Raw genomic sequence first — 22,159 nt, forward strand, 5'->3', positions numbered from 1 at the left:
TCGCGCCGCCTAGCGTGTCAGGCGCGCAGTCGCCAGCCCGTCTTGAAGATATAGGCGATCACGCCGGTGCATGCGGCAAGGAATGCCAGCGTGATCCCGAAGCTGATCCAGATGTTCACGTCGCTGCTGCCGTAGAAGGTCCAGCGCAGGCCACTCACGAGATAGACGATCGGGTTGGCAAGCGCGATCTTGTCCCAGGGTTCGGGCAGCATATCGATCGAGTAGAAGGTGCCGCCAAGGAAAGTCAGCGGGGTGAGGAACAGCAGCGGGATGATGCCCAGTTTCTCGAAATTGTCCGCCCATATGCCTAGGATGAAGCCGAACAGGCTGAAGGCGGCTGCCACCAGCATAATGTAGAACATCGCGAGCAGCGGATAGGCGATCGAGTAATCAACGAAGAGCCGCGCGGTCAGGAGGATGATCGCAGCGAGGATCAGGCTCTTGGTCATCGCCGCGCCCACGAATCCGATCAGCGTCTCGGCCACGCCCACGGGCGCGCTCAGCAGCTCGTAGATCGTGCCGGTGAAGCGCGGCATGTAGATGCCGAAACTCGAATTGCTGGTGGTCTCGCCGAGCAGTGTCAGCATCAGCAGGCCGGGGATAATGAAGGCTCCGTAGTCGACTCCGCCGAGGTCGGGCATGCGCCCGCCGATCGCCGCACCGAAAACGATGAAATAGAGCGAGGTCGTGAGCACCGGCGCGAGCACCGACTGGAAAGCCGTGCGCAGGAAGCGCATCAGCTCGCGCTTGTAGATGGACCAGGTGGATCTCCAACCGATCATGCCGCTTCCTCCTCGCCCAGCAGCGATACGAAGATTTCCTCGAGGCTGCTCTCACGCACATCGATGCCTGTGTAGTCGATCCCTGCCGCGATCAGCGCCTTGGTGAGCTCAGCCACTTCGGCCTTGCCGCGTCCCGTGCCGTCACCGCCGCGATAGCAGAGAGATGCGCCCCCTGCTCGATCTCGACCGGGAATTGCAAAAGCGATGGCGGCAGTTCGCTAATCGGACTGGCGAGCGTGATATGCGCTTCGGTCCGTCCCAGCCGCGACATCATCGCGTCTTTCTCGTCGACCATCAGGAGCTTGCCGCGATTGATGATGCCCACACGGTCGGCCATCAGCTCGGCCTCTTCGATGTAGTGCGTGGTCAGGATGATCGTGACGCCGCGGTCGCGCATCTGGTCGACGATTGCCCACATGCCCTTGCGCAGCTCGACATCGACGCCTGCGGTCGGCTCGTCGAGAAACAGGAGGTCGGGTTCGTGCGCGAGCGCCTTTGCGATCAGAACGCGCCGCTTCATGCCTCCCGAGAGCGCCATGATACGCTCGTCTTTCTTGTCCCACAGGCTGAGCGAGCGGAGGATTTCCTCGATGCGCGCAGGATCGGGCGCGAGGCCGAACAGACCGCGCGAATAGGAGACCGCGCGATGTACCGGCTCGAACATGTCGGTCGAGAGTTCCTGCGGAACCAGACCGATCCGCGCCCTCGCCTTGCGCCAGTCGCTCGCCATGTCGTGACCGAATGCGCGGATGGTGCCGCCGCTCGGACGCACCAGACCGCAAACTGCGCCGATCAGCGTGGTCTTCCCGGCGCCATTGGGCCCGAGCAGCGCGAAAATCTCGCCCTTACGGATTGTCAGGTCGACATTGTCGAGGGCCTTGAGCCCGCCCGGATAGACCTTCGAGAGGCCTTCAAGCTCGAGGATCGGTTCGTTCATGAAACCGAGCTAGGGCAGCAGGAGCGATGAGTCACCATAGGAATAGAAACGGTACTCTTTCGCGATGGCATGCGCATAGGCATCCTGCATCCGCTCGCGGCCCATCAGCGCGCTCACCAGCATGAAGAGCGTCGATTTCGGCAGGTGGAAATTGGTCATCAAGCCGTCGATCGCGCGGAAGGTATAGCCGGGCGTGATGAAGATGTCGGTGTCGCCCGCGAAGGGCCGGATGATCTTGTCCTCGCCGGTCGCGCTTTCGAGCAGGCGCAGGCTGGTAGTACCGACCGAGATGACGCGGTTGCCCGCAGCGCGCGCGGCGTTGAGGCGGTCGCAGACGTCCTGCTCAAGCCGGCCGAACTCGGCGTGCATCTTGTGGTCTTGAGTATCGTCCGCCTTCACCGGCAGAAATGTGCCCGCGCCAACGTGCAGCGTGAGCGTTTCGGTCTTGATGCCGCGCTCTGCCAGCGCAGCCATCAGCCGATCAGTGAAGTGGAGCGCAGCAGTGGGAGCGGCGACTGCGCCGTCCTCCTTGGCGAACATGGTCTGGTAGTCCTCGCGATCCCGCTCGTCGGTCGGGCGCTTGCCTGCAATATAAGGCGGAAGCGGCATGGTACCGGCACGGTCGAGCAGGACCTCAACCGGCTCGTCGCCCTCGAAGAACAGGACGAAGCTGCCATCCTCAAGCCGCTCTTCGGCAATCGCGGTCACACCGCCGCCGAAAGTTGCGACATCGCCCACGCGCAGGCGCTTCGCATTGCGGACGAAGGCCTGCCAGCGACGCAGGTCGATCTGCTTGTGCAGCGTAGCGCCGATCTTGGCCTCGCCGCGCCGGCCTTCGAGATGCGCAGGGATTACGCGCGTGTTGTTGAAGACGAGCACGTCGCCCGGTTCGAGGAGGTCCGGCAGGTCCATGACCGTGCGATCGCCGAACGCACCCTCGCCCGGCACGACAAGCATACGCGCGGCATCGCGCGGCCGCGCGGGGCGCAGGGCAATGCGTTCGTTGGGAAGTTCGAAGTCGAAAAGGTCTACGCGCATGGCGGCGCCCTTAGACGCTCGACATGGCGATGAAAACTCAGTTTTCGATAGGTGCGTTCAGCTCGTCGAGACCGATCACCGGTTCCGCCTCGATACGCGGGGCGGTGGGAACGGGCTTGTTCTCGCTGGCGATCGACGCCTGCAGGATGCGCGTCGGGTTCGCAGGCGGCTCGCCTCGGGTGATCGCATCGACTGCCGGCATGTTCGAGATCACACGGCCGAAGTTTGTGTAGCGCTTGTCGAGGTTGAAGCGCGGGTAGAACACGATGAAGAACTGGCTGTTCGCACTGTCTTCGCTCTGCGCGCGGGCCATCGAGACCGTGCCGCGAACGTGCGGCATCGGGTTGAACTCTTCCTCGAGGTCGGGAAGCTCCGAGCCGCCCTGGCCGGTGCCGGTCGGATCGCCGGTCTGCGCCATGAAGCCGTCGATCACGCGGTGGAAGATCACACCGTCGTAAAAGCCCTGCTTGGCGAGGGTCTTCACGCGCTCGACATGGTCGGGCGCCCATTCGGGCATGAGACGGATCGCCACCCGCTCACCCGTCGACAGGTCGAGCAGGAGGATGTTGTCGCGGTCCTCGTTCGCATCGTAATTGATCGGCACGAAGACGCGGCGCGGCTGTTCCACAGGCGCGGCTTCGGCTTCCTGGGCACTGGCGGCAACCGGAGCAATTGCGGTCATGGCCGCGGCAGCAAGGGCAAGCGAAGACTTGAGCATCATTTTTCCGTCGAAATATCCTGTACGGACCACGCCCTAGCGAGGCTGCGCTGTCGGTTCAATGAATGGTTTGGGCTATTCCCAAGCGGCGTGCTCTCAGTAATCGCCGAGGCGGCCCTTTTCCTCGACCCGTGCGATCACGTCCTCGCAGACTTCCTTGCTCACGAAGGGCGTGATGTCGCCGCCGAAAAGCGCGATTTCCTTGACCAGCTTGGAGGCAATCGGCTGCAAAGAAACATCGGCCATGAGGAACACGGTCTCGATGTCGTCATCGAGCTGCTGGTTCATGCCGGCCATCTGGTATTCGTACTCGAAGTCGGCGACCGCGCGAAGGCCGCGGATGAGGACATTGGCGCCCATCTTCTGCGCGAACTTGACCAGCAGCGCGTTGAAGCCCTCGACCACGACATTGTCGAGCCCCATGCCCGCGATCTCGCGTTCGACCATGCGGAAGCGCTCTTCGGTCGAGAACATCGGGTTCTTCGACGGGTTGGTGGTCACGCCGATGATCAGCTTGTCGACCAGCTTGCTGCCGCGCCGGATGATGTCGGCATGGCCCAGGGTGATGGGGTCGAAAGTGCCCGGATAGATGCCGATACGCTGGGTCATGGGTTAACTTCCTCCCAAACTACGTTGGCTTTGGATGCACCGTCCTGTCGACCAATGACAAGGGTCTCGGTCCAGCCCTGTGTCCTGCGCGCAATGAAGGTACCGGCAATTTCTTCTTGGAATTCCAGGCCGAGCGCGGCCTCTTCCAGAGCCGATGTGCAGCCTGCATCCGCGGAATACTCGCGACGGACCTTGTGATCGTCCCCTTCGCGCAAGCCCTCCATCTTGAGAGGCCTGACGCTCGTGCATTCGGGAACGTCGAAGCGCTCTACAAGCATGGTGTCGAATGAAGGTTGGTCCGGGCCGCTGCAGGCAGCAACCAGCCCGCAGGCTATCGTCACGGCGAATGGTCCGGACTTCACCGGTCCCGATCCACGATAAAGCGAGCTAGGTCGATAAGCACCCGCGCATCTTCGCCATAGCTAGCAAGATGCTCTCCTGCCTGATCGACGAGCATCTCAGCCTGCGTGCGGGCCTTGTCGCGGCCCATCAGCGTGACGAAGGTTTGCTTGCCCTGCCCTTCGTCCTTGCGCAGCGCCTTGCCGGCCTTTTCCTCGTCGCCTTCCACGTCGAGCAGGTCGTCGGCGATCTGGAAAGCGAGACCGATATCGCGGGCATAGGCGCGCAGGTGGGTGCGGCCCTCAGGCGGCACCTTGCCGAGGATTGCGCCCATTTCGACGCTGGCCGCCAGCAGCGCGCCGGTTTTCAGCTGCTGCAGGCGCGTCACCTGTCGGATGTCGTATTCCTCCTCGTCGGAGACGATATCCATCATCTGGCCGCCTGCCATGCCTTCATGGCCGCTCGCTTTCGCGAGAGTGGCCACCAATTCGGCACGGACGAAAGGATCGTTGCTCGTGCCGGACATGGTGAGGATGTCGAATGCAAGCGCGTGGAGGCAATCGCCCGCCAGCACTGCCGTCGCTTCGTCATAGACCTTGTGCAACGTAGGTTTGCCGTGACGCATGTCGTCATCGTCCATGCAGGGAAGGTCGTCATGGATCAGCGAATAGGCGTGGATCGCCTCGGCCGCACAGCCCGCAGCAACTGCGGCATCGCGGTCCACCCCGAAGAGCCTGGCGGTCGAGCAAACCAGCAGCGGCCGCACCCGCTTGCCGCCGCCGATTACCGCATATCGCATCGCCTCGACCAGCCGGGCTCGCGTGTCCTGCGGCACCGGCAAATAGGCATCGAAAGCCGCGTCGACATCTTCCTGCACCCGCGCGAAAGCTTCGGCGAGCGTTTCGGGCATCGGGTTCATCGCGTTCACGCCCTAGCTGTCCGCATCGAAAGGTGCGGTGCCCGTTGCCGTGCCGTCTGCGCCCGCAACGATCTTCTCGATCTTGGCCTGGGCTGCATCGAGACGTGCCTGGCACGCCTTGCGCAATTCCTCGCCGCGTTCGTAGAGCGCGATGCTTTCGTCGAGCGGAACGTCACCGCTTTCGAGACTTCGGACGACGGCTTCAAGCGCGCGCAGCGCCTCTTCGAAACTCATGTCCGTGATCGGTTTGTCTTGACCCTCTGTCATATGGAGCGAGCATTGACGGGGCGCAGCCGCGCGGTCAAGAAGGCGAAAACAGTGGGGAGCTGATATGACGTGGATTGTCGCATTTGTTGCAGCGGCGCTGGCCTTCGGCGTGCTCGATGCAATCTGGCTTGGCTGGGCAGGTGAGAATTTCTACCGGCCGCGCCTTGGAGAAGTCCTTGCCGACAGCTTCCGAATGGGTCCTGCCCTCGTATTCTATGCCGCCTATGTCGCCGCGATGGTGTGGTTCGCCGTACGCCCCGGGCTTGCCGGCGGGCTTGGCGCAGCAGCGCTCAACGGCGCTCTCCTCGGAGCGATCTGTTATGCGACTTACGACCTGACGAACCAGGCGACGCTCAAGCAGTGGTCGACCACAGTCACGGTCACCGACATCATCTGGGGCGCCTTCGCCACGTCGGTGGCTGCGACTATCGCTACTTTCGCCGCCAGCAAGATCGCCTGAGGCGAGCAAGCACGCATGTTCATCGGACACTTCGCACCGGCCCTTGCCGCGCGCGCCGTCACCGCGGAAGCGCCCAAGCTCGGCACACTCTTTATTGCTGCCCAGCTGACGGACTGGGCATTCTTCCTCTTTGCTCTGGGCGGGATAGAACACCTACGGCTGGTGCCGGGCATCACAGCGATGAACCCGCTCGACTTCTATGACTACCCGATAACCCACAGCCTGGTGGGAACGGCGGGTTTCGCTCTCGCCATGGCTGTCGCGGTCTGGCTGCTCCTGCGCAATGCTGTGGCCGCCACATGGGCCGCGATCGTCGTCATGTCGCACTGGGTGCTCGACTGGATTTCGCACCGCCCCGACCTCACAATCGCGGGCGGCGAGCACAAGATCGGGCTGGGCCTGTGGAATTATCCCCTCGCAGCGATGGGCGTTGAGCTGGCGCTCGTGGGGCTGGCAGTATGGTGGTACCTGCGCCGCACCAAGGGACCGATCGGACCTGTCGCCATTCTCGTTGCCGTGATGCTGGTTTTCCAGGCGATCAACTGGTTCGGACCAGAACCGCAGGACGTCGGCGCGCCCTTCCTGCTGCTCGGCATGTTTGCCTTCGGCGTCCTCACCTTCCTCGCTTTCTGGGTCGGGAAGACGCGCTGGCATCGCAATGAAATCGGCCTCGGGGTGGCGAGTCCGCCGCGCTAGATATTGCGCCCGCGCTCCGCGCGCCGTAAGGGCGCGGGCCATGAGCGAAATTACCCCCGAAATCGTCGCCCAGCACGGCCTCTCCGAAGAAGAATACGACCGCGTCCTCCACGCACTCGGTCGCGAGCCCAACCTCGTGGAACTGGGCATCTTCTCGGTCATGTGGAGCGAGCACTGCTCCTACAAGTCCTCGCGACTCCACCTGAAGAAGCTGCCGACCGAGGCACCGTGGGTCATCTGCGGTCCGGGCGAGAATGCGGGCGTGATCGATATCGGTGACGGGCAGGCCGCCATCTTCAAGATGGAGAGCCACAACCACCCGAGCTACATCGAGCCGTACCAGGGCGCAGCGACGGGTGTCGGCGGCATCCTGCGCGATGTCTTCACCATGGGCGCGCGCCCGGTGGCGAATGCCAATGCGCTGCGCTTCGGCCGTCCCGAGCACCCCAAGATGAAGCACCTCGTACAGGGTGTGGTCGCGGGCATCGGCGGCTACGGCAATTGCGTGGGCGTGCCGACCGTGTGCGGCGAAACCAACTTCAGCCCGGCCTATGACGGCAACATCCTCGTAAACGCGATGACGGTCGGCGTCGCCGATGCCGACAAGATCTTCTATTCGGCTGCGACCGGCGTCGGGAACCCGATCGTCTATGTCGGCTCCAAGACCGGCCGCGACGGCATCCATGGCGCGACCATGGCCTCTGCCGATTTCGAGGAAGACGCGGACGCCAAGCGCCCCACGGTGCAGGTCGGCGACCCTTTCACCGAGAAACTGCTGATCGAAGCCTGCCTCGAACTCATGGCGACCGATGCGATCGTCGCGATCCAGGACATGGGCGCAGCGGGCCTCACCTCCTCCAGCGTCGAAATGGCGACCAACGGCAAGGCCGGCATCCGCCTCGACATGGACAAGGTGCCGTGCCGCGAAGAGGGTATGACGCCCTACGAAATGATGCTGAGCGAAAGCCAGGAGCGCATGCTCATGGTGCTGAAGCCGGGCAAGGAAGAGATGGCTGCGGCCATCTTCGAGAAGTGGGAACTGGATTTCGCAGTCATTGGTGAAGTCACCGATACGCGCCACATGGTCCTCGAATTCGGCGGCGAAGTCGTGTGCGACATTCCGCTCGGCCCCCTCGCGGCCGATGCGCCGGAATACGACCGTCCGTACCTCTCGAAGGAAGAATACACCGCCTGGGCCGGCATCAAGCCGATGACCGAGCGCCCGGACACCGACGATGTCGGCGGCGACCTGATGAAGCTGCTCGCCTCGCCCAACCTGTCGTCGCGCAAGTGGATTAGCGAGCAGTACGACAGCCAGGTCGGCGCGGACACGCTCCAGACAGGCGGCGATGCGGGCGTGGTCCGCGTGCACGGCACCAAGAAGGCGCTGGCGATCAGCACCGACTGCACCCCGCGCTATGTCCATGCCGATCCCTATGAAGGCGGCAAGCAGGCGATTGCCGAGGCCTATCGCAACCTTTGCGCAGTGGGCGCGCGCCCGCTGGCGGTCACCAACTGCCTCAACTTCGCCAACCCGCAGCGCCCCGAGATCATGGCGCAGTTCGTCCACGCGCTGGAAGGCATGGGCCGTGCCTGCCGCGTGCTCGACTTCCCGATCGTGAGCGGCAACGTCAGCCTCTATAACGAGAGCAAGGCGACGGGCGGCGGCAGCGCCATCCTGCCCACGCCTGCCATCGGCGGCGTCGGCCTGATCGACGATTACGATCACATGATGACGATGCCGTTCAAGGCCGACGGCGAGGCGATCTACCTCATCCACGCCGAGGAATGGGCAACCGCAGACCCCGAGCGTTCGCATCTCGGTAAGTCGCTGTGGCTTTCCGAAATCCACGGCCGCGACGAAGGGCGCACCCCGCCGACCGACCTGACGGTCGAAAAGAACGCGGGCAAGATCGTGCTCCAGCTGATTGCCGACGGTCTCGTCAGCGCGGTTCACGACGTCTCCGACGGCGGCCTCGCTATCGCGCTTGCCGAAATGGCGATGGCAGGCGGCATTGGCGCCGATGTCGAGTGGAACGAGGAATATTCCAAGGCCGCATGGTGGTTCGGCGAAGACCAGGGCCGCTACGTGGTCACGGTCCGCGATACGCAGGCGCTCAACGAAGCGCTCGCCAAGGGCACCGAGAACGACGAGACCGCCTCGATCGGTTTCCGCCGCATCGGCAAGACCGGTGGCAATACGCTGTTCGGCAAGTCGATCGACGAGATGCGCGCGGCACACCGCAGCTTCTTCGACGAATGGATGGAAGCCTGAGGCGTAGCTGATGGCGATGATCCAGTTCGCGCTGCACTATGGCGCGCACTGGCTCGCCCCGCTTCTCGTCGCGCGGCTGCTGTGGGCCGAGAACTGGCTGCGCGCCGGCCTCGTGATGCTGGCCGCGAACCTGATCGACCTCGACCACCTTCTTGCCGATCCGATCTTCGATCCGAACCGCTGCAGCATCGGGTTCCACCCGCTCCACGACTGGATTGCGGCGCTCGTATATCTCGCCATGTTGCTGGTCCCGCGCTGGTGGGTTCGCGCCTTCGGGCTCGGTGCGCTATGGCATCTCGCGGTCGATTGGGGTGATTGCATGATGCAGGGCTGGATTTGAAATCATGAGCACAGGCTATTCGGGCACACCGCTCGCAAAGAAGCTCAACCTGCGCGACGGCCAGCGGGTGTGGTTCGACGCCATGCCCGAACACGTGATCGACGAAATCGACGAATATGCGCTGGAGCTGACCTTCGTGGCCGGACCGAAGGACAATCCCGACGCAAGCCATATCTTCGTGACCGAGCGCGCGCCGCTCGAAGCGAAACTCGCTGCACTACGCGACACGATGGCGAAGGACGGTCACGTCTGGGTCAGCTGGCCCAAGAAGACCTCGGGCGTGCCGAGCGAGATCACCGAGGACACGATCCGCGAAATCGCCTTACCCATGGGCCTCGTCGACACCAAAGTTTGCGCGGTGGACGAGACCTGGTCGGGCCTCAAGCTGGTGATCCGCAAGGAACTGCGCTGAAGCCTCAGGCCGCCTGCGCTTCGGGCGGCATGAAGTCCTCTTCGTTCAGGCCTTCGCTCTTCATGATCTCGAGGCAGCGGAAGTAGGTTTCCGGCTTGCCCACGCCGAGGCGTTCGCGTGCGGCTGAAAGGTCTTCGCGCATGACCTTCTCGACATCCATATGCGCGAGCTTCTTCGCTGCCTTGCCCAGCCTGCGCCCTTCGTTGATCGCAGCGAAGATCGGCGCAGACGTGCCGGTTTCCTTCTTGATCTGGCGCGCGCCGGCATAGGCGATGAAGAGGATCCCGGGATTGTGGTTCTGCTCGTAGCTGAAGCCGAGCAGCGAAGCCTCTCCCAGCGCATCGCGCCCATAGCCGGTCAGGATATGGAACAGGTCGTGCGTGTCGCGCAGACGGTTGAAGTACCATTCGGTGAGGTCTTCGTGGCGCTTTTCGAGCGGAAGGAACTTGTAGCTTTCGGCGACCAGTCCCGCCGCCGACAGGCCTTCGCGCTTCATGAAGGACATATAGGTTGCCGCGACCGTATCGGGGCCGCAATCTGCCCAGCGATCGTGATCGTCGAGCATGGCCGGGATATTGGTGCCGTCCGTCAGGAATGCCTGCCCCTGCTCCGACCGGATGAAATCCCACGCCTGCTGATGGCTGCGCTTGCCCTTCATTGATTCGATGATGTGGAAGACCTGTGCGGTGTCCTCCTTGTCGGCGACGAGCTTGCGGAAATGCTGCCACGCCTTGAGCGGCCGCATGCGGCTGGTTTTGCGGTCGGGATGAACGAGCGGAAGATCGGTAATGGACATGGCTCAGCTCCGTAGCTCAACGCAACTTACACATATGTTAATACGCTGTCCATCTTGCGGTTCCGTGCCGGCAGGTTAGGAGGGCGGCCATGAGAGATCACGAGACCGTTCCCTACTCGTTGGAAAGGCTGTCCGACGCTGAGAGCATCAGCCGCGCCGAGGCGCTGCGCGACCGCCTGAAACAGCGCCGCACCTGCCGCTATTTTTCTAATGAGGCCGTGCCGCGCGAAGTCATAGAGGCAGCAATCGAGGCAGCGGGTACAGCGCCCAATGGCGCAAACCACCAGCCCTGGCACTTCGCCGTGATCTCGTCGCCCGACAAGAAGAAGGCGATCCGCGAGGCTGCAGAAGCGGAGGAACGCAATTTCTATGCGGGCAAGGCTAGCGACGAATGGCTCGACGCCCTCGCCCCGCTCGGCACCGACGAGGACAAGCCTTTCCTCGAAACGGCACCCTGGCTGATCGTTGTCTTCGCCCAGCGCAAGGGCGGGATCGAAGAAAACGGGAAGACGCAGAACTACTACGTCAACGAGAGTGTCGGAATCGCCTGCGGTATGCTGATTGCCACCTTGCACGAAGCGGGCCTTGCGACCCTGACGCACACTCCCTCGCCAATGGGATTCCTGCGCGAGCTATGCGGAAGGCCCGAGCATGAGAAACCGCTCATGGTAGTGGTCGTCGGCCACCCCGAAGAAGGTGCGACCGTTCCGGCACATGCACTGAAGAAGAAGCCGCTGAGCCAGATCGCCAGCTGGCTCTGAATTAGGCGGCCTTGGGCGCCAGCAGGTCGTAGGGGTCGTATCCCTCGATGCGCCAGGTGCCGTGGCAGCGCTCGTAGAATCGCGGCCTCGCGATACCGAGCGCCTCGCGCGCATCCTCTAGGTTCAGTTCGAGCAGCTCGCGGATCGACAGCCGAACCAGCGGCGGACAATTGCGCCCCAGTCTGTGCGCTTCGCGAACGGCGCGCATAACCGGTGCCTTGCTCTTCACGCGTTTCTTCATGTTGATCGCACCGGCATAGCCGAGCAGCAGGTGCCCGGGGCTCGGGCTCTGGCCATGGGTAAACAGCAGCACGCATTGTTCGCCGAGCGCATCGCGGCCGTATCCGGTCAGGACATGCATGAGATCGTGCGTGTCGCGCTGGCGGAAACCGAACCATTCGATCAGGTCGCCATACTCCGGGCGGCCCATCTTCTTCGCTTCGGCGACCAGACCTGCGGCCGTCAGGCCTTCGTTTTCCATGAAATCGCAATAGGCATGCGCGACCGAGCCTTTCGGCGTCTTGCGCAGCGTTTCGTGATCATCGAGCAGGTCGGGCAGGTAGCCTTCGGTAAGGCGCAGCCTCTCGCCCCGCTCGCTCAGTGTCAGCGAGCGTGCGCGCGGAATGAAGCTCTTCGACGGAAGCGCATCGTAGATATGGAAGACCTGTTCGGTGTCTTCCTTGTCCTCGATCAGCTTGCGGAAGTGATGGATCGCGCGGCGGATATTGCGCTTGGCGACCGGCCGAGCGGGATCGCGGAACAGCGTTCCGTCACGGGCGCACTCGGCGCCATCCCTTATATCGATCCTGTACCCCTGCATAACCGCCTGTGCCTTGCTTTCCGACAAAGCATAGGGGATCTGCCTGAGGGGCGATTGTAAGCTTTCGCCAAAGCGCCAGAGGCTTCGCGATCAGCCTTCGACCCACTCGCTTTTGGGGATGGCAAAGAGCGAAAGGATCGCTGTCAGGTCCTCGCTGACGATGCGACCATTCGCGGCATCGCGGGCCTTGGGCTTGGCGCGATAGGCGATGCCGTAGTCGGCCGCCTCGATCATCGGGATGTCGTTTGCGCCGTCGCCAGTCGCGAGGACGCGGGCGCCCTCACCCAAGTTCGCACGCTCCTCTTCGAGTGTAGCGAGCTTGGTGGAGGCGTCGCTGACAGGGCCGGCAAGCTTGCCGGTCAGGTGCCCGTTCAGCACCGCGAGCCGGTTGCCGACGACGCGTTCGAATCCGAGCTGCTCCGCCACACGATCCGCGAAATGATGGAAGCCGCCGGTGACGAGGACCGTTCGGCAACCCTTCGACTTGAGCGTCTCCACCAGCGTCCGCGCGCCAGCCACGGGACCGATACGCTCCACAAGGCAGCGATCGATGGCGTGCTCACCCAGACCTTCCAGCAGGCCCACGCGTTCGCGCAGCGCGCTTTCGAACTCAAGTTCGCCGCGCATCGCGCGCTCGGTAATGTCGGCAACCTTGTCCTTGATGCCGGCGAAATCGGCCAGTTCGTCGATGCATTCCTGCCCGATCATGGTCGAATCCATGTCGGAGACGAACAGGCGGGGCACCTCGATATCGTGATCGGCGACCAGCATGTCGCATTTGCCGAAATGCTCGGTGAGCATGGCTGCGACCTGCCTCGCATCGCCATGCGGAAGCGATATCTGCAGCACGTCCCCGCAGAAATCGAGCATGGTTGCGGCCGCTACCGGCATCCCCGCAGCATCGAGCGCGGCACTCGCCGCATCGAGCCGGGTTTCCAGACCTGTCGCCTCTGCTATCAGCCGGGCGATGAGCATCGATAATTCCCCTGATCTGCCACCACTCGCGCTCATTGCAGGGCCGACGGCGAGCGGCAAGAGCGATCTCGCAGTCAGGCTGGGACAAAGGCTGGAAGCGCAGGGGAAACGCGCGGTCGTGCTCAATGCCGACAGCGCGCAGGTCTATGCCGATCTTTGCGTACTGTCCGCGCGCCCGTCCGAAGATGAGATGGGCGGGATCGAGCACCGCCTTTTCGGTGCATGGGACGGCGCGCAAGCCTGCTCGGCCGCGGATTGGGCGGAAGCTGCGAAGCGCGAGATCGTGGCGCTGCACGAAGAGGACGCCGTGCCCATCCTGTGCGGCGGGACAGGCCTCTACATGCGCACCTTGCTCGAAGGTATCGCACCTGTGCCCGCCATCGATCCGGAGGTGCGCGAGGAAGTACGCAGCCTTTCGCAAGGGGAAGCTCGCGCAGCACTTGAGAAGGAAGACCCCGAAGCCGCATCACGCCTCGCCCCTGCCGACACGGCGAGAACCGCACGCGCGCTCGAGGTCGTGCGTTCGACCGGGCGCACTCTGAAGGACTGGCAGGCCCACAAGACGGGAGGGATCGGCGATGCGGTTGCGCTCTATCCGCTTGTCCTCCTGCCCGACCGCGAGTGGCTTTACGAGCGCTGCGACCGCCGCTTCCTCATGATAATGGATGGCGGCGCGATCGAGGAAGTCGAAGCTCTGCTAGCCCGCAATCTGGACCCTGCCCTGCCAGTCATGCGGGCCATCGGCGTGCCCGAGATCGCCGGCATGCTCCAAGGCGATCTATCGCGGGATCAAGCCATCGTCGCTGGCCAGACCGCTACGCGTCGCTACGCCAAGCGACAGTACACCTGGTTCAGGCACCAGCCGCCGGGATCGTGGCCGCGCAGTGACAACAAAACTATCGATGAATACGATATTTTTGTATCATTGTTGCGCAAAGCAGGTTGACAGAGCACTTTTCGTTTCGCATACGGAAGCTCCTGTCGGCCCGGCGCTACGACCCCAGCGCCGGGCCGATTTGTGCCTAACATGCGGAGGAAACAGTGTCGGAAGAGCGCAGCGGAGCTGCCATATTGATCGAGTGCCTCAAGCGGCAGGGCGTCGAATTTGTGTTCGGCTACCCCGGTGGCGCGGTCCTGCCGATCTATGACGAACTCTTTGCCGATGACGACATCCGCCATATCCTCGTCCGCCACGAAGCAGGCGCGGCGCATGCGGCGGAAGGCTATGCCCGCGCGACCGGTAAGCCCGGCGTCGTCCTCGTTACCTCGGGCCCCGGTGCGACCAATGCGGTGACCGGCATTGCCGATGCCTACATGGATTCGATCCCGATGGTGGTGATCACCGGGCAGGTCCCCACGGGCCTGATCGGAACCGACGCCTTCCAGGAAGCTGACACGGTCGGCCTCACCCGTCACTGCTCGAAGCACAATTATCTTGTGAAGGACCCCGAGCGGCTGGGCGCCACGATCGAGGAAGCTTTCCGCATCGCCACGACCGGTCGCCCCGGCCCCGTGGTCGTCGACATTCCCAAGGACGTGCAGATTGCGATGGCCGGATGGAGCGAGCGGGACGAAGCCCCCCTGCCCTCGCACCGTTACCAGCCGCGCATGGTCGGCGCGGCAGACGAGATCGCCGAAGCAGTCGAGATGCTCGCGGCGGCAGAGCGCCCCGTTCTCTATACCGGCGGCGGCGTGATCAATGCCGGTCCGCGCGCCAGCGAGCTCCTGCGCAAGCTCCAGCACGCAACCGGCGCGCCGGTCACCAGCACCCTGATGGGTCTCGGTGCTTTTCCTGCCGACCATCCCGACTGGCTGGGCATGCTGGGAATGCACGGCACCTATGAAGCCAATATGGCGATGAACCGCGCGGACCTGATCGTGGCCGTCGGCGCCCGCTTCGACGACCGGGTGACCGGGCGCCTCGATGCCTTCGCGCCCGAGGCCAAGAAGATACACATCGATATCGACCGCGCGCAGATCAACAAGATCGTGCCCGTCGATCTCGGCATCGTGGGCGATTGCGGACACGTGCTCGAGCAGCTCCTGCATGGATGGGGTGAGCGCAAGGGCCGCGACTTGAGCGAATGGAAGGCCCGCATCCTCGGCTGGAAGGCACGCGACTGCCTCGCCTATCCCGAGCGCAGCGATATGATCATGCCGCAGAAGAGCATCGAACGGCTGTTCGCGATGACCAAGGACCGCGATCCTATCATCACCACCGAAGTCGGCCAGCACCAGATGTGGGCGGCTCAGTATTTCGGCTTCATGGGTCCGAACAAGTGGCTCACCAGCGGCGGCCTCGGCACGATGGGTTACGGCCTGCCCGCAGCCATTGGCGCGCAGCTTGGCAATCCGGACAGCCTCGTCATCGATATCGCGGGCGAAGCGAGCATCCAGATGAATATCCAGGAGCTCGGCACGGCGAGCCAGTTCCGCCTGCCGGTGAAGGTGTTCATCCTCAACAACGAATACATGGGCATGGTCCGCCAGTGGCAGGAACTGACCTATGAAAGCCGCTATTCGAACAGCTATTCCGACAGCCTGCCCGACTTCGTGAAGCTCGCCGAAGCCTACGGCTGGAAAGGCATCCGCATCGAGGACGAAAGCCAGCTCGACGCAGGTATCGAAGCCATGCTCGCACACGACGGGCCGGTCATGGTCGATTGTCAGGTGGCCAAGGAAGCCAACTGCTTCCCGATGATCCCGAGCGGCGCGGCGCATACCGACATGCTGCTCTACGGCGACCAGGTGGGCGGCACGATGGACGATGAAGCAAAGGCATTGGTGTGATGGTTGTCTCGAAAGAACTTCCCGAAAGCCTCGCAGCGAAGGCTCAGCGCCGTAACTGGTACGCGCGTGCGGAGGCCGACAAGGTGCTCGACTGGATTGAAGACAGCGGCCAGCGCTTCCTCGGCGTCGAAGTCGCGCAGAAGCAGGGCGACGGCACCTGGCTGCTGATCGACGAAGGCCTCGACCTCCACCGCCAGACCGAGAATTTCGAAGCGGTGCGCCGCGGTCGTCAGTTCATCGACGAAAACGATGGCGACGGACGGATGTTCGCCCCCGTATGGCAGGATCGCGGCGAGTGAAGATCGCAAAGGAAGCGAGCGAACGACACGTCCTCAACGTGATTGTCGACAATGAGGCGGGTATCCTTGCGAAGATATCCGGCCTTTTCACCGCGCGCGGCTACAATATCGACAGCCTGACAGTGGCCGACATTTCGGAAGACCACGCGATCAGCCGCATCACCATCGTGACCAAGGGGCCGGAGCCTGTGATCGACCAGATCCGCGCCCAGCTCGAACGGCTGGTGCCCGTGCACCGCGTGATCGACCTCACCGAAAGCGGCGCGCATGTCGAGCGCGAGCTGGCACTGGTGAAGGTCGCCGGAAAAGGAGACGCGCGCGTCGAGGCGCTACGCATCGCGGAGCTTTTCCGCGCCAATGTCGTCGACACAACCACCGAAAGCTTCGTGTTCGAGCTAACGGGCTCGCCCGACAAGGTGGACAGTTTCATCGCCCTGATGCGCGAACTCGGCCTCGTCGAGGTCGGCCGCTCGGGGATCGTGGGTATGATGCGCGGGCCTTCCGCGGAGTAAGTGAGGAATTCAATGCAAGTCTATTACGATGCCGATTGCGACCAGCAGCTGATCAAGGACAAGAAGGTCGCCATCGTCGGCTATGGCAGCCAGGGTCACGCCCATGCCCAGAACCTGCGCGATAGCGGCGTCGGCGAAGTCGTCATCGCTCTGCGCGAAGGCTCGGCCACAGCGAAGAAGGCGGAAGGCGCTGGCTTCACCGTGAAGACCGTGTCGGAAGCTGCCGAATGGGCCGACGTGCTCATGATCCTCGCCCCAGACGAGCATCAGGCTTCGATCTATGCGGGCGAGATCGCCGGCAAGATGAAGCCGGGCAGCGCCCTTGCCTTCGCCCACGGCCTCAATATCCACTTCGGCCTGATCGACCCGCCCGCCGATGTCGACGTGATCATGATCGCGCCCAAGGGTCCGGGTCACACCGTGCGCGGCGAATACATCAAGGGCGGCGGCGTGCCCTGCCTCATCGCTGTCCATCAGGAGAGCAACCAGTCGGGCGGCAATGGCTTCGCCAAGCAGCTCGCCCTCTCCTACGCCAGCGCCGTCGGCGGCGGCCGCAGCGGCATCATCGAAACCGATTTCAAGGAAGAGTGCGAAACCGACCTCTTCGGCGAACAGGCGGTGCTGTGTGGCGGTATCACCCACCTCATCCAGGCAGGCTTCGAAACGCTGGTCGAGGCCGGATACGCCCCCGAAATGGCCTATTTCGAGTGCCTCCACGAGACCAAGCTGATCGTCGACCTGCTCTATGAAGGCGGCATCGCCAACATGCGTTACTCGATCTCGAACACCGCCGAGTACGGTGACATCAAGACCGGCCCACGCATCATCACCGAAGAGACCAAGGCCGAAATGGGCCGCGTCTTGAAAGACATCCAGTCGGGCCGCTTCGTGAAGGACTTCGTGCTCGACAACCAGGCCGGCCAGCCCGAACTCAAGGCCAGCCGCAAGGCCGCTGCCGCGCACCCGATCGAGAAGACCGGCGCGCAGCTTCGCGCCATGATGCCCTGGATCGGCGCCAACAAGCTGGTCGACAAGGACAAGAACTGAGTTAAAGTCGCGCCCACGGGAGATTTCTCATGGGTGCGACTTCAGACCTTCCCTTCAGCTGCACCTGCGGCAATTTCCGCGCGGTCCTGCACGATGTCGGTCCCGGTGAAGGCGACCGGCTGACCTGCTATTGCTCGGACTGCCGCGACTTCGTGCGAGTGATCGGGCGGGCGGAATTGCTCGATGCCAACGGCGGAAACGCGGTCTACCAGACGCGCGTGGCCAAGCTCGAAATTATCGAGGGCGCGGAGCTCCTTGCGACGCTTCACATGACCGACAAGCCGACGATGCGCTGGTATTCGACCTGCTGCAACACGCCGCTGTTCAACACTCTGCCCAAGGCAAAACCTGCGTTTCTTAGCGTCAACACCTCCGCATTCGATCGGGCGAAGGTCGATGCGGCTTTGGGCCCCTCCAAGGGCGATTTCCTCGCGCAAGAGGCTGTGCCGCCGCTCGAAGATGTCAGGCCGGTCTCGCAGTTCAAGCTCGCACTCGGTTTCATCCCGCGCCTGTTCAAGGATACGTTCTTCGGCGGCTGGAAGAAGTCGCCATTGTTCGATCCCGAGACGCGCGAGCCGCTGGCGAAACCGCGAAGGGTGAGTGCCGAGGAACGGGCCGCCGCTGCAGGAAGCTGGCAAGGCCATCGACAAGCCTCTGCGGAGGCTCCATGCCTGATCGAATGACGGGTAAAATGGATCGCAACAAACTACTCTACGGGCTCTGCGCTGTCGCTTTTGCGGTGGTGATGCTCAACATGCTGACACAGGGCCGCCCCGAAGCACGCGAACGGATCGTCAGCACCTCCGAGCTGACCGACTATGCGCGCGAAACGCTTGCGGACATCCAGACACGCTCGATCCGCAACAACCAGGAGTATTGCGGCGTGATCTTCGAGGACGAGCAGGGCAATCTCCAGACCTCGACCATCTATCCCGGCGAACGCGCGGCCTGCGCGCTCGATTGGGGCGTCCCGCTCGGCAATCACGTGGTTGCCAGCTTCCATTCGCACGGCGGTTTCGACACGCAATATGCTTCCGAAATCCCCTCCAGCCTCGATCTCGCCACCGACATCGACGCGCGCATCGACGGTTTCGTCGGCACGCCCGGCGGACGCATCTGGCACAACCAGTGGCAGGAAGAGGCGACCGAGCTGCTTTGCGGCGAAGGCTGCCTCGAAACCGATCCGCGCTATACTCAATTCAAACGTAGCACGGGCGCGCGCAGCAACATCGCGCGGCGCTATACGATGGGTGAATTGAACGCGATCTTCGGTACGAGTGGTCCATGAAGCTGAGCGACTGTCACAATATCGACGATTTCAGGAAGCTGGCGAAGGCGCGGCTCCCTTGGCCGGTGTTCGACTATATCGACGGTGCGGCGGACGACGAGCTGACCAAGGCACGCAACACCAGCGCCTTCGACGAGGTAGATCTCGTGCCCGACGTGCTCGCGGGCGTGGAGACCATCGACACCAGCTGCACGATCATGGGCTGTCGCAGCGAGCTTCCCCTGATGCTCAGCCCCACCGCGCTGCAACGCGCCTTCCACCGCGATGGCGAGCGGGCCGTGGCCCAGGCGGCAGAGAAGTTCGGCGTTTGGTTCGGCATCTCCAGCCTCGCAACCCATTCGATCGAGGAGATCGCTGCGCTGACCAGCGCGCCCAAGCTGTTCCAGCTCTACGTTCACAAGGACAAGGGGCTGAACGCCAGCATGATCGAGCGCTGCAAGGCCGCCGACTTCGACGCGTTGGCTCTCACAGTGGACACGATCGTTTCGGGCAAGCGAGAGCGCTGCCTGCGTTCGGGTTTCACCACCCCGCCGCGTTTCTCAGCCAGTTCGCTCTGGAGCTACGCAACCCGGCCGCGCTGGACGCTGGACTATGTCTTCGGACCGAAGTTCCGCCTGCCCAATCTCGACAGCTACGTGGCCGAAGGCTCGGGCAAGGCAGTGAGCATCCAGGAATATTTCAACACCATGCTCGACACCGGGATGGACTGGGATACCGCCGCGCGCATCCGGCAGGACTGGGGCGGCACATTCGCCCTAAAGGGCGTGATGAGTGTGGCTGACGCCCGCCGCGCGGTCGATATCGGTGCCGATGCGATCTGGATCTCGAACCATGGCGGCAGGCAACTGGACGGCAGCCGCGCGCCTTTCGACCAGCTGAAAGAGATCGTCGACGAGGTGGGCGGCGAGATCGAGATCATTCTCGACGGCGGTGTGCGGCGCGGAACGCATGTGATCAAAAGCCTCGCCACGGGCGCCACGGCGGCCTCCGGCGGCCGGCTCTACCTCTACGCTCTAGCCGCTGCAGGCCAGGAAGGCGTCGAACGCGCCCTAAGCATCCTCAAAGAAGAGATCGAGCGCTCGATGCGCCTCATGGGCGTCACCAGCGTGCAACAATTGAACCGGGAACGCTTGCGCTTCCGGTAATTATGCAAAGTCCCGCTTGAACTGGCTGCAATATTGCGCAATGCAGCATGACATGACCCGCATCGGACTAATTCTGCGACTTACCCGCCCTTGGGCGTGACCTTGGCGTGCCAATAGGGTGCGCCTCGCACCCAAGGGACCAAACCCGACCAGCAGCCACCGATACGAGTACTCCAGAAATGCCCATGCTCTCCGACCCGAGCGCCAAATATTCGCCTTTCCCGCAGGTCCCACTGACCGACCGGCAATGGCCCACACGTACGATCACCGCTCCGCCCCGCTGGCTCTCGACCGACCTTCGCGACGGCAACCAGGCGATCGTCGACCCGATGGATGCGCACAAGAAAAACCGCTTTTTCGACCTGCTGGTCGAGATCGGCGTGAAGGAGATCGAGGTCGGCTTCCCCAGCGCTGGCGCGACCGAGTTCGATTTCATTTCCGGCCTCGTGCAGTCGGGCCGCATCCCAGATGATGTGATGGTGCAGGTCCTCACGCAGAGCCGCGAAGACCTGATCCGCACCAGCTTCAAGAGCCTGACCGGCGCACGCGCGGCCATCGTCCACCTCTATAATGCTGTCAGCCCGGCATGGCGCGAGGTCGTCTTCGGCATGACCAAGGGCCAGGTGCGCGACATCGCGGTCCACGGCGCCAAGGTCATGCGTGACGAGGCGGCGAAGCAGCCCCATACCTGTTGGCATTTCGAATATTCGCCCGAGACATTCTCGACCGCCGAACTCGATTTCAGCCTCGAGGTCTGCGAGGCTGTGATGGAAGTGCTGGCTCCCACGCCCGAGCACCCGATCATCTTCAACCTGCCGGCGACGGTCGAGGCGGCGACGCCCAATATCTACGCTGATCAGGTCGAATACTTCATCCGCAACCTGCCCAATCGCGATAGCGCGGTGATCTCGCTTCACACCCACAACGACCGTGGCACCGGCGTGGCAGCAGCCGAGCTCGCGCTCATGGCAGGCGCGGACCGCGTCGAGGGCTGCCTGTTCGGCAATGGCGAGCGTACGGGCAATTGCTGCCTCGTGACCATGGCGCTGAACATGTACACGCAGGGCGTCGATCCGAAGCTGGACTTCTCCGACATCGACCGCGTGATCGAGACGGTCGAATATTGCAACGAACTGCCCGTCCACCAGCGCCACCCCTATGGCGGCGAGCTGGTCTACACGGCCTTTTCGGGCAGCCATCAGGACGCGATCAAGAAGGGCTTTTCCGCGCACGAGGTGCAAAACGACCCGCACTGGCGCGTGCCCTACCTGCCGATCGACCCCGCCGATCTCGGCCGCAGCTACGAGGCGGTCATCCGCGTCAATTCGCAGTCCGGCAAGGGCGGCTTCGCATGGGTGCTCGAACAGGACCAGGGCCTCAAGCTGCCCAAGAAGATGCAAGCCGACTTCAGCCCGCACGTGCAGCGCATGGCGGACGAGGTGGGACGCGAACTCAATGCCTTGGACATATGGGAAGCCTTCAAGGCCGCCTATCACGTTCAGACCGAGGACAAACACTTCCAGCTGGTCGATTACGAGGAACGCCGCGCCACCGACGGAACGCGCCTGTTCAGCGGCACCATCGCCGTTCAGGGGCAGGAACAGAGCGTATCGGGACGTGGCAACGGCCTGATCTCCAGCGTGCTGTCCACGATCGAGCAAAGCTTCGGCCTCAGTCTCGAAATCTTGGACTATACCGAACATGCCCTGTCGACCGGAAGGGACAGCCGGGCTGCTGCCTATCTCGAATGCCGCATGCCCGACGGTCGGACGATCTGGGGCGTAGGTATCGACGAAGACGTCGCGACGGCCAGCGTGCGTGCCGTCCTCAGCGCTGCCAATTCGGCCATCGCATTTAGCGAGTGAGCAAGACAAGCGAAGCAATGCGGCGCTGAAGAGCGGCGAATCTATCCTTTTTTGGCAATTGGTTAATTA

Annotated in this window: 25 protein-coding genes and 1 pseudogene; 15 read left to right on the forward strand and 11 right to left on the reverse strand. The window is 63.1% G+C overall.

The genetic code is table 11. From position 1 onward, the window contains the following. Positions 1 to 17: 17 nt before the first annotated feature. From ACZ1G8_RS00865 to ACZ1G8_RS00900, 8 genes and pseudogenes are all read right to left on the reverse strand, one after another. The gene (locus ACZ1G8_RS00865; RefSeq protein ID WP_472679977.1) at positions 18 to 782 is read right to left on the reverse strand and encodes an ABC transporter permease; all 765 of its coding nucleotides are present in this window, start codon (positions 780 to 782) and stop codon (positions 18 to 20) included. Beyond that, positions 779 to 1,719, reverse strand: a pseudogene (locus ACZ1G8_RS00870) (ABC transporter ATP-binding protein). The gene ACZ1G8_RS00865 and the pseudogene ACZ1G8_RS00870 overlap by 4 nt, the downstream one beginning before the upstream one ends. A 9-nt stretch (positions 1,720 to 1,728) precedes the next feature. Next, positions 1,729 to 2,757, reverse strand: a complete 1,029-nt coding sequence (gene queA / locus ACZ1G8_RS00875; RefSeq protein WP_472679978.1) for a tRNA preQ1(34) S-adenosylmethionine ribosyltransferase-isomerase QueA — start codon at positions 2,755 to 2,757, stop codon at positions 1,729 to 1,731. A 37-nt stretch (positions 2,758 to 2,794) separates the two neighbouring features. Then, the gene (locus tag ACZ1G8_RS00880; RefSeq protein ID WP_472681279.1) at positions 2,795 to 3,475 is read right to left on the reverse strand and encodes a peptidylprolyl isomerase; all 681 of its coding nucleotides are present in this window, start codon (positions 3,473 to 3,475) and stop codon (positions 2,795 to 2,797) included. A 96-nt stretch (positions 3,476 to 3,571) separates the two neighbouring features. Further along, positions 3,572 to 4,084, reverse strand: coding sequence for a pantetheine-phosphate adenylyltransferase (coaD, locus tag ACZ1G8_RS00885; RefSeq protein WP_472679979.1), 513 nt, complete (start codon positions 4,082 to 4,084; stop codon positions 3,572 to 3,574). Next, positions 4,081 to 4,446, reverse strand: a complete 366-nt coding sequence (locus ACZ1G8_RS00890) for a hypothetical protein (RefSeq protein ID WP_472679980.1) — start codon at positions 4,444 to 4,446, stop codon at positions 4,081 to 4,083. The genes coaD and ACZ1G8_RS00890 overlap by 4 nt, the downstream gene beginning before the upstream one ends. After that, entirely contained in the window at positions 4,443 to 5,342 is a 900-nt protein-coding gene (locus ACZ1G8_RS00895; protein WP_472681280.1) for a polyprenyl synthetase family protein, read from the reverse strand. The genes ACZ1G8_RS00890 and ACZ1G8_RS00895 overlap by 4 nt, the downstream gene beginning before the upstream one ends. A 12-nt stretch (positions 5,343 to 5,354) precedes the next feature. Next, positions 5,355 to 5,609, reverse strand: coding sequence for an exodeoxyribonuclease VII small subunit (locus ACZ1G8_RS00900; RefSeq protein WP_472679981.1), 255 nt, complete (start codon positions 5,607 to 5,609; stop codon positions 5,355 to 5,357). 64 nt (positions 5,610 to 5,673) lie between these two features. Here ACZ1G8_RS00900 and ACZ1G8_RS00905 point away from each other — a divergent pair, with 64 nt between their 5' ends. From ACZ1G8_RS00905 to ACZ1G8_RS00925, 5 genes are read left to right on the forward strand one after another with little or no spacing between them, the layout of a single operon-like run. Further along, the gene (locus tag ACZ1G8_RS00905) at positions 5,674 to 6,069 is read left to right on the forward strand and encodes a DUF2177 family protein (RefSeq protein ID WP_472679982.1); all 396 of its coding nucleotides are present in this window, start codon (positions 5,674 to 5,676) and stop codon (positions 6,067 to 6,069) included. A gap of 15 nt (positions 6,070 to 6,084) precedes the next feature. Further along, positions 6,085 to 6,765 carry a hypothetical protein gene (locus ACZ1G8_RS00910; protein WP_472679983.1) on the forward strand — a complete coding sequence of 227 codons (681 nt, stop codon included), beginning with the start codon at positions 6,085 to 6,087 and terminating at the stop codon, positions 6,763 to 6,765. A 40-nt stretch (positions 6,766 to 6,805) separates the two neighbouring features. Next, a complete protein-coding gene (gene purL, locus ACZ1G8_RS00915) occupies positions 6,806 to 9,040 on the forward strand; it encodes a phosphoribosylformylglycinamidine synthase subunit PurL (protein WP_472679984.1) in 2,235 nt (744 codons plus the stop codon). Positions 9,041 to 9,050: 10 nt separating this feature from the next. Next, positions 9,051 to 9,380, forward strand: coding sequence for a DUF6122 family protein (locus tag ACZ1G8_RS00920; protein WP_472679985.1), 330 nt, complete (start codon positions 9,051 to 9,053; stop codon positions 9,378 to 9,380). Between the two features lie 4 nt (positions 9,381 to 9,384). Continuing rightward, positions 9,385 to 9,792 (forward strand): DUF3052 family protein, encoded by a 408-nt coding sequence (locus ACZ1G8_RS00925; RefSeq protein WP_472679986.1) that lies wholly within the window; start codon positions 9,385 to 9,387, stop codon positions 9,790 to 9,792. 4 nt (positions 9,793 to 9,796) lie between these two features. Here ACZ1G8_RS00925 and ACZ1G8_RS00930 read toward each other — a convergent pair whose 3' ends face one another. Beyond that, positions 9,797 to 10,588, reverse strand: coding sequence for a Coq4 family protein (locus ACZ1G8_RS00930; RefSeq protein WP_472679987.1), 792 nt, complete (start codon positions 10,586 to 10,588; stop codon positions 9,797 to 9,799). Positions 10,589 to 10,677: 89 nt separating this feature from the next. Between ACZ1G8_RS00930 and ACZ1G8_RS00935 the strand changes: the two genes are divergently transcribed. After that, positions 10,678 to 11,349 (forward strand): nitroreductase family protein, encoded by a 672-nt coding sequence (locus ACZ1G8_RS00935; RefSeq protein ID WP_472679988.1) that lies wholly within the window; start codon positions 10,678 to 10,680, stop codon positions 11,347 to 11,349. A gap of 1 nt (position 11,350) precedes the next feature. Here ACZ1G8_RS00935 and ACZ1G8_RS00940 read toward each other — a convergent pair whose 3' ends face one another. Continuing rightward, positions 11,351 to 12,169 (reverse strand): Coq4 family protein, encoded by an 819-nt coding sequence (locus ACZ1G8_RS00940; RefSeq protein ID WP_472679989.1) that lies wholly within the window; start codon positions 12,167 to 12,169, stop codon positions 11,351 to 11,353. 90 nt (positions 12,170 to 12,259) lie between these two features. Next, on the reverse strand, positions 12,260 to 13,144 hold the full coding sequence (serB, locus tag ACZ1G8_RS00945) for a phosphoserine phosphatase SerB (protein ID WP_472679990.1): 885 nt from the start codon (positions 13,142 to 13,144) through the stop codon (positions 12,260 to 12,262). Here serB and miaA point away from each other — a divergent pair. The 9 genes from miaA (at position 13,137) to leuA (ending at position 22,090) form a co-directional block, all read left to right on the forward strand. Beyond that, positions 13,137 to 14,090 carry a tRNA (adenosine(37)-N6)-dimethylallyltransferase MiaA gene (miaA, locus tag ACZ1G8_RS00950; RefSeq protein ID WP_472679991.1) on the forward strand — a complete coding sequence of 318 codons (954 nt, stop codon included), beginning with the start codon at positions 13,137 to 13,139 and terminating at the stop codon, positions 14,088 to 14,090. The two genes, serB and miaA, sit on opposite strands and share 8 nt — an antisense overlap. A gap of 95 nt (positions 14,091 to 14,185) precedes the next feature. Next, on the forward strand, positions 14,186 to 15,934 hold the full coding sequence (gene ilvB / locus ACZ1G8_RS00955) for a biosynthetic-type acetolactate synthase large subunit (protein WP_472679992.1): 1,749 nt from the start codon (positions 14,186 to 14,188) through the stop codon (positions 15,932 to 15,934). Then, the gene (locus ACZ1G8_RS00960; RefSeq protein WP_472679993.1) at positions 15,934 to 16,233 is read left to right on the forward strand and encodes a hypothetical protein; all 300 of its coding nucleotides are present in this window, start codon (positions 15,934 to 15,936) and stop codon (positions 16,231 to 16,233) included. Before ilvB ends, ACZ1G8_RS00960 begins: the two co-directional genes overlap by 1 nt. Next, entirely contained in the window at positions 16,212 to 16,745 is a 534-nt protein-coding gene (ilvN, locus tag ACZ1G8_RS00965) for an acetolactate synthase small subunit (RefSeq protein ID WP_222404567.1), read from the forward strand. The genes ACZ1G8_RS00960 and ilvN overlap by 22 nt, the downstream gene beginning before the upstream one ends. Before the next feature lie 12 nt (positions 16,746 to 16,757). After that, positions 16,758 to 17,792, forward strand: coding sequence for a ketol-acid reductoisomerase (gene ilvC / locus ACZ1G8_RS00970; RefSeq protein WP_472679994.1), 1,035 nt, complete (start codon positions 16,758 to 16,760; stop codon positions 17,790 to 17,792). Between the two features lie 29 nt (positions 17,793 to 17,821). Further along, the gene (locus ACZ1G8_RS00975; protein ID WP_472679995.1) at positions 17,822 to 18,475 is read left to right on the forward strand and encodes a DUF6151 family protein; all 654 of its coding nucleotides are present in this window, start codon (positions 17,822 to 17,824) and stop codon (positions 18,473 to 18,475) included. Continuing rightward, positions 18,472 to 19,080, forward strand: coding sequence for a DUF4329 domain-containing protein (locus ACZ1G8_RS00980; protein WP_472679996.1), 609 nt, complete (start codon positions 18,472 to 18,474; stop codon positions 19,078 to 19,080). The genes ACZ1G8_RS00975 and ACZ1G8_RS00980 overlap by 4 nt, the downstream gene beginning before the upstream one ends. Continuing rightward, on the forward strand, positions 19,077 to 20,225 hold the full coding sequence (locus ACZ1G8_RS00985) for an alpha-hydroxy acid oxidase (protein WP_472679997.1): 1,149 nt from the start codon (positions 19,077 to 19,079) through the stop codon (positions 20,223 to 20,225). Before ACZ1G8_RS00980 ends, ACZ1G8_RS00985 begins: the two co-directional genes overlap by 4 nt. A 179-nt stretch (positions 20,226 to 20,404) precedes the next feature. Next, the gene (gene leuA, locus ACZ1G8_RS00990; protein ID WP_472679998.1) at positions 20,405 to 22,090 is read left to right on the forward strand and encodes a 2-isopropylmalate synthase; all 1,686 of its coding nucleotides are present in this window, start codon (positions 20,405 to 20,407) and stop codon (positions 22,088 to 22,090) included. Positions 22,091 to 22,159: the final 69 nt, after the last annotated feature.

The sequence above is a fragment of the Qipengyuania sp. BR81-2 genome, assembly GCF_055693895.1.

What these genes read in the sequence shown, in the direction of transcription:
- ACZ1G8_RS00865 (WP_472679977.1), bottom strand. Translation starts at nt 782, where the DNA reads ATGATCGGTTGGAGATCCACCTGGTCCATCTACAAGCGCGAGCTGATG.
- queA (WP_472679978.1), bottom strand. Translation starts at nt 2,757, where the DNA reads ATGCGCGTAGACCTTTTCGACTTCGAACTTCCCAACGAACGCATTGCC.
- ACZ1G8_RS00880 (WP_472681279.1), bottom strand. Translation starts at nt 3,475, where the DNA reads ATGCTCAAGTCTTCGCTTGCCCTTGCTGCCGCGGCCATGACCGCAATT.
- coaD (WP_472679979.1), bottom strand. Translation starts at nt 4,084, where the DNA reads ATGACCCAGCGTATCGGCATCTATCCGGGCACTTTCGACCCCATCACC.
- ACZ1G8_RS00895 (WP_472681280.1), bottom strand. Translation starts at nt 5,342, where the DNA reads ATGAACCCGATGCCCGAAACGCTCGCCGAAGCTTTCGCGCGGGTGCAG.
- ACZ1G8_RS00900 (WP_472679981.1), bottom strand. Translation starts at nt 5,609, where the DNA reads ATGACAGAGGGTCAAGACAAACCGATCACGGACATGAGTTTCGAAGAG.
- ACZ1G8_RS00905 (WP_472679982.1), top strand. Translation starts at nt 5,674, where the DNA reads ATGACGTGGATTGTCGCATTTGTTGCAGCGGCGCTGGCCTTCGGCGTG.
- ACZ1G8_RS00910 (WP_472679983.1), top strand. Translation starts at nt 6,085, where the DNA reads ATGTTCATCGGACACTTCGCACCGGCCCTTGCCGCGCGCGCCGTCACC.
- purL (WP_472679984.1), top strand. Translation starts at nt 6,806, where the DNA reads ATGAGCGAAATTACCCCCGAAATCGTCGCCCAGCACGGCCTCTCCGAA.
- ACZ1G8_RS00920 (WP_472679985.1), top strand. Translation starts at nt 9,051, where the DNA reads ATGGCGATGATCCAGTTCGCGCTGCACTATGGCGCGCACTGGCTCGCC.
- ACZ1G8_RS00925 (WP_472679986.1), top strand. Translation starts at nt 9,385, where the DNA reads ATGAGCACAGGCTATTCGGGCACACCGCTCGCAAAGAAGCTCAACCTG.
- ACZ1G8_RS00930 (WP_472679987.1), bottom strand. Translation starts at nt 10,588, where the DNA reads ATGTCCATTACCGATCTTCCGCTCGTTCATCCCGACCGCAAAACCAGC.
- ACZ1G8_RS00935 (WP_472679988.1), top strand. Translation starts at nt 10,678, where the DNA reads ATGAGAGATCACGAGACCGTTCCCTACTCGTTGGAAAGGCTGTCCGAC.
- ACZ1G8_RS00940 (WP_472679989.1), bottom strand. Translation starts at nt 12,169, where the DNA reads ATGCAGGGGTACAGGATCGATATAAGGGATGGCGCCGAGTGCGCCCGT.
- miaA (WP_472679991.1), top strand. Translation starts at nt 13,137, where the DNA reads ATGAGCATCGATAATTCCCCTGATCTGCCACCACTCGCGCTCATTGCA.
- serB (WP_472679990.1), bottom strand. Translation starts at nt 13,144, where the DNA reads ATGCTCATCGCCCGGCTGATAGCAGAGGCGACAGGTCTGGAAACCCGG.
- ACZ1G8_RS00960 (WP_472679993.1), top strand. Translation starts at nt 15,934, where the DNA reads ATGGTTGTCTCGAAAGAACTTCCCGAAAGCCTCGCAGCGAAGGCTCAG.
- ilvN (WP_222404567.1), top strand. Translation starts at nt 16,212, where the DNA reads ATGGCAGGATCGCGGCGAGTGAAGATCGCAAAGGAAGCGAGCGAACGA.
- ilvC (WP_472679994.1), top strand. Translation starts at nt 16,758, where the DNA reads ATGCAAGTCTATTACGATGCCGATTGCGACCAGCAGCTGATCAAGGAC.
- ACZ1G8_RS00975 (WP_472679995.1), top strand. Translation starts at nt 17,822, where the DNA reads ATGGGTGCGACTTCAGACCTTCCCTTCAGCTGCACCTGCGGCAATTTC.
- ACZ1G8_RS00980 (WP_472679996.1), top strand. Translation starts at nt 18,472, where the DNA reads ATGACGGGTAAAATGGATCGCAACAAACTACTCTACGGGCTCTGCGCT.
- ACZ1G8_RS00985 (WP_472679997.1), top strand. Translation starts at nt 19,077, where the DNA reads ATGAAGCTGAGCGACTGTCACAATATCGACGATTTCAGGAAGCTGGCG.
- leuA (WP_472679998.1), top strand. Translation starts at nt 20,405, where the DNA reads ATGCCCATGCTCTCCGACCCGAGCGCCAAATATTCGCCTTTCCCGCAG.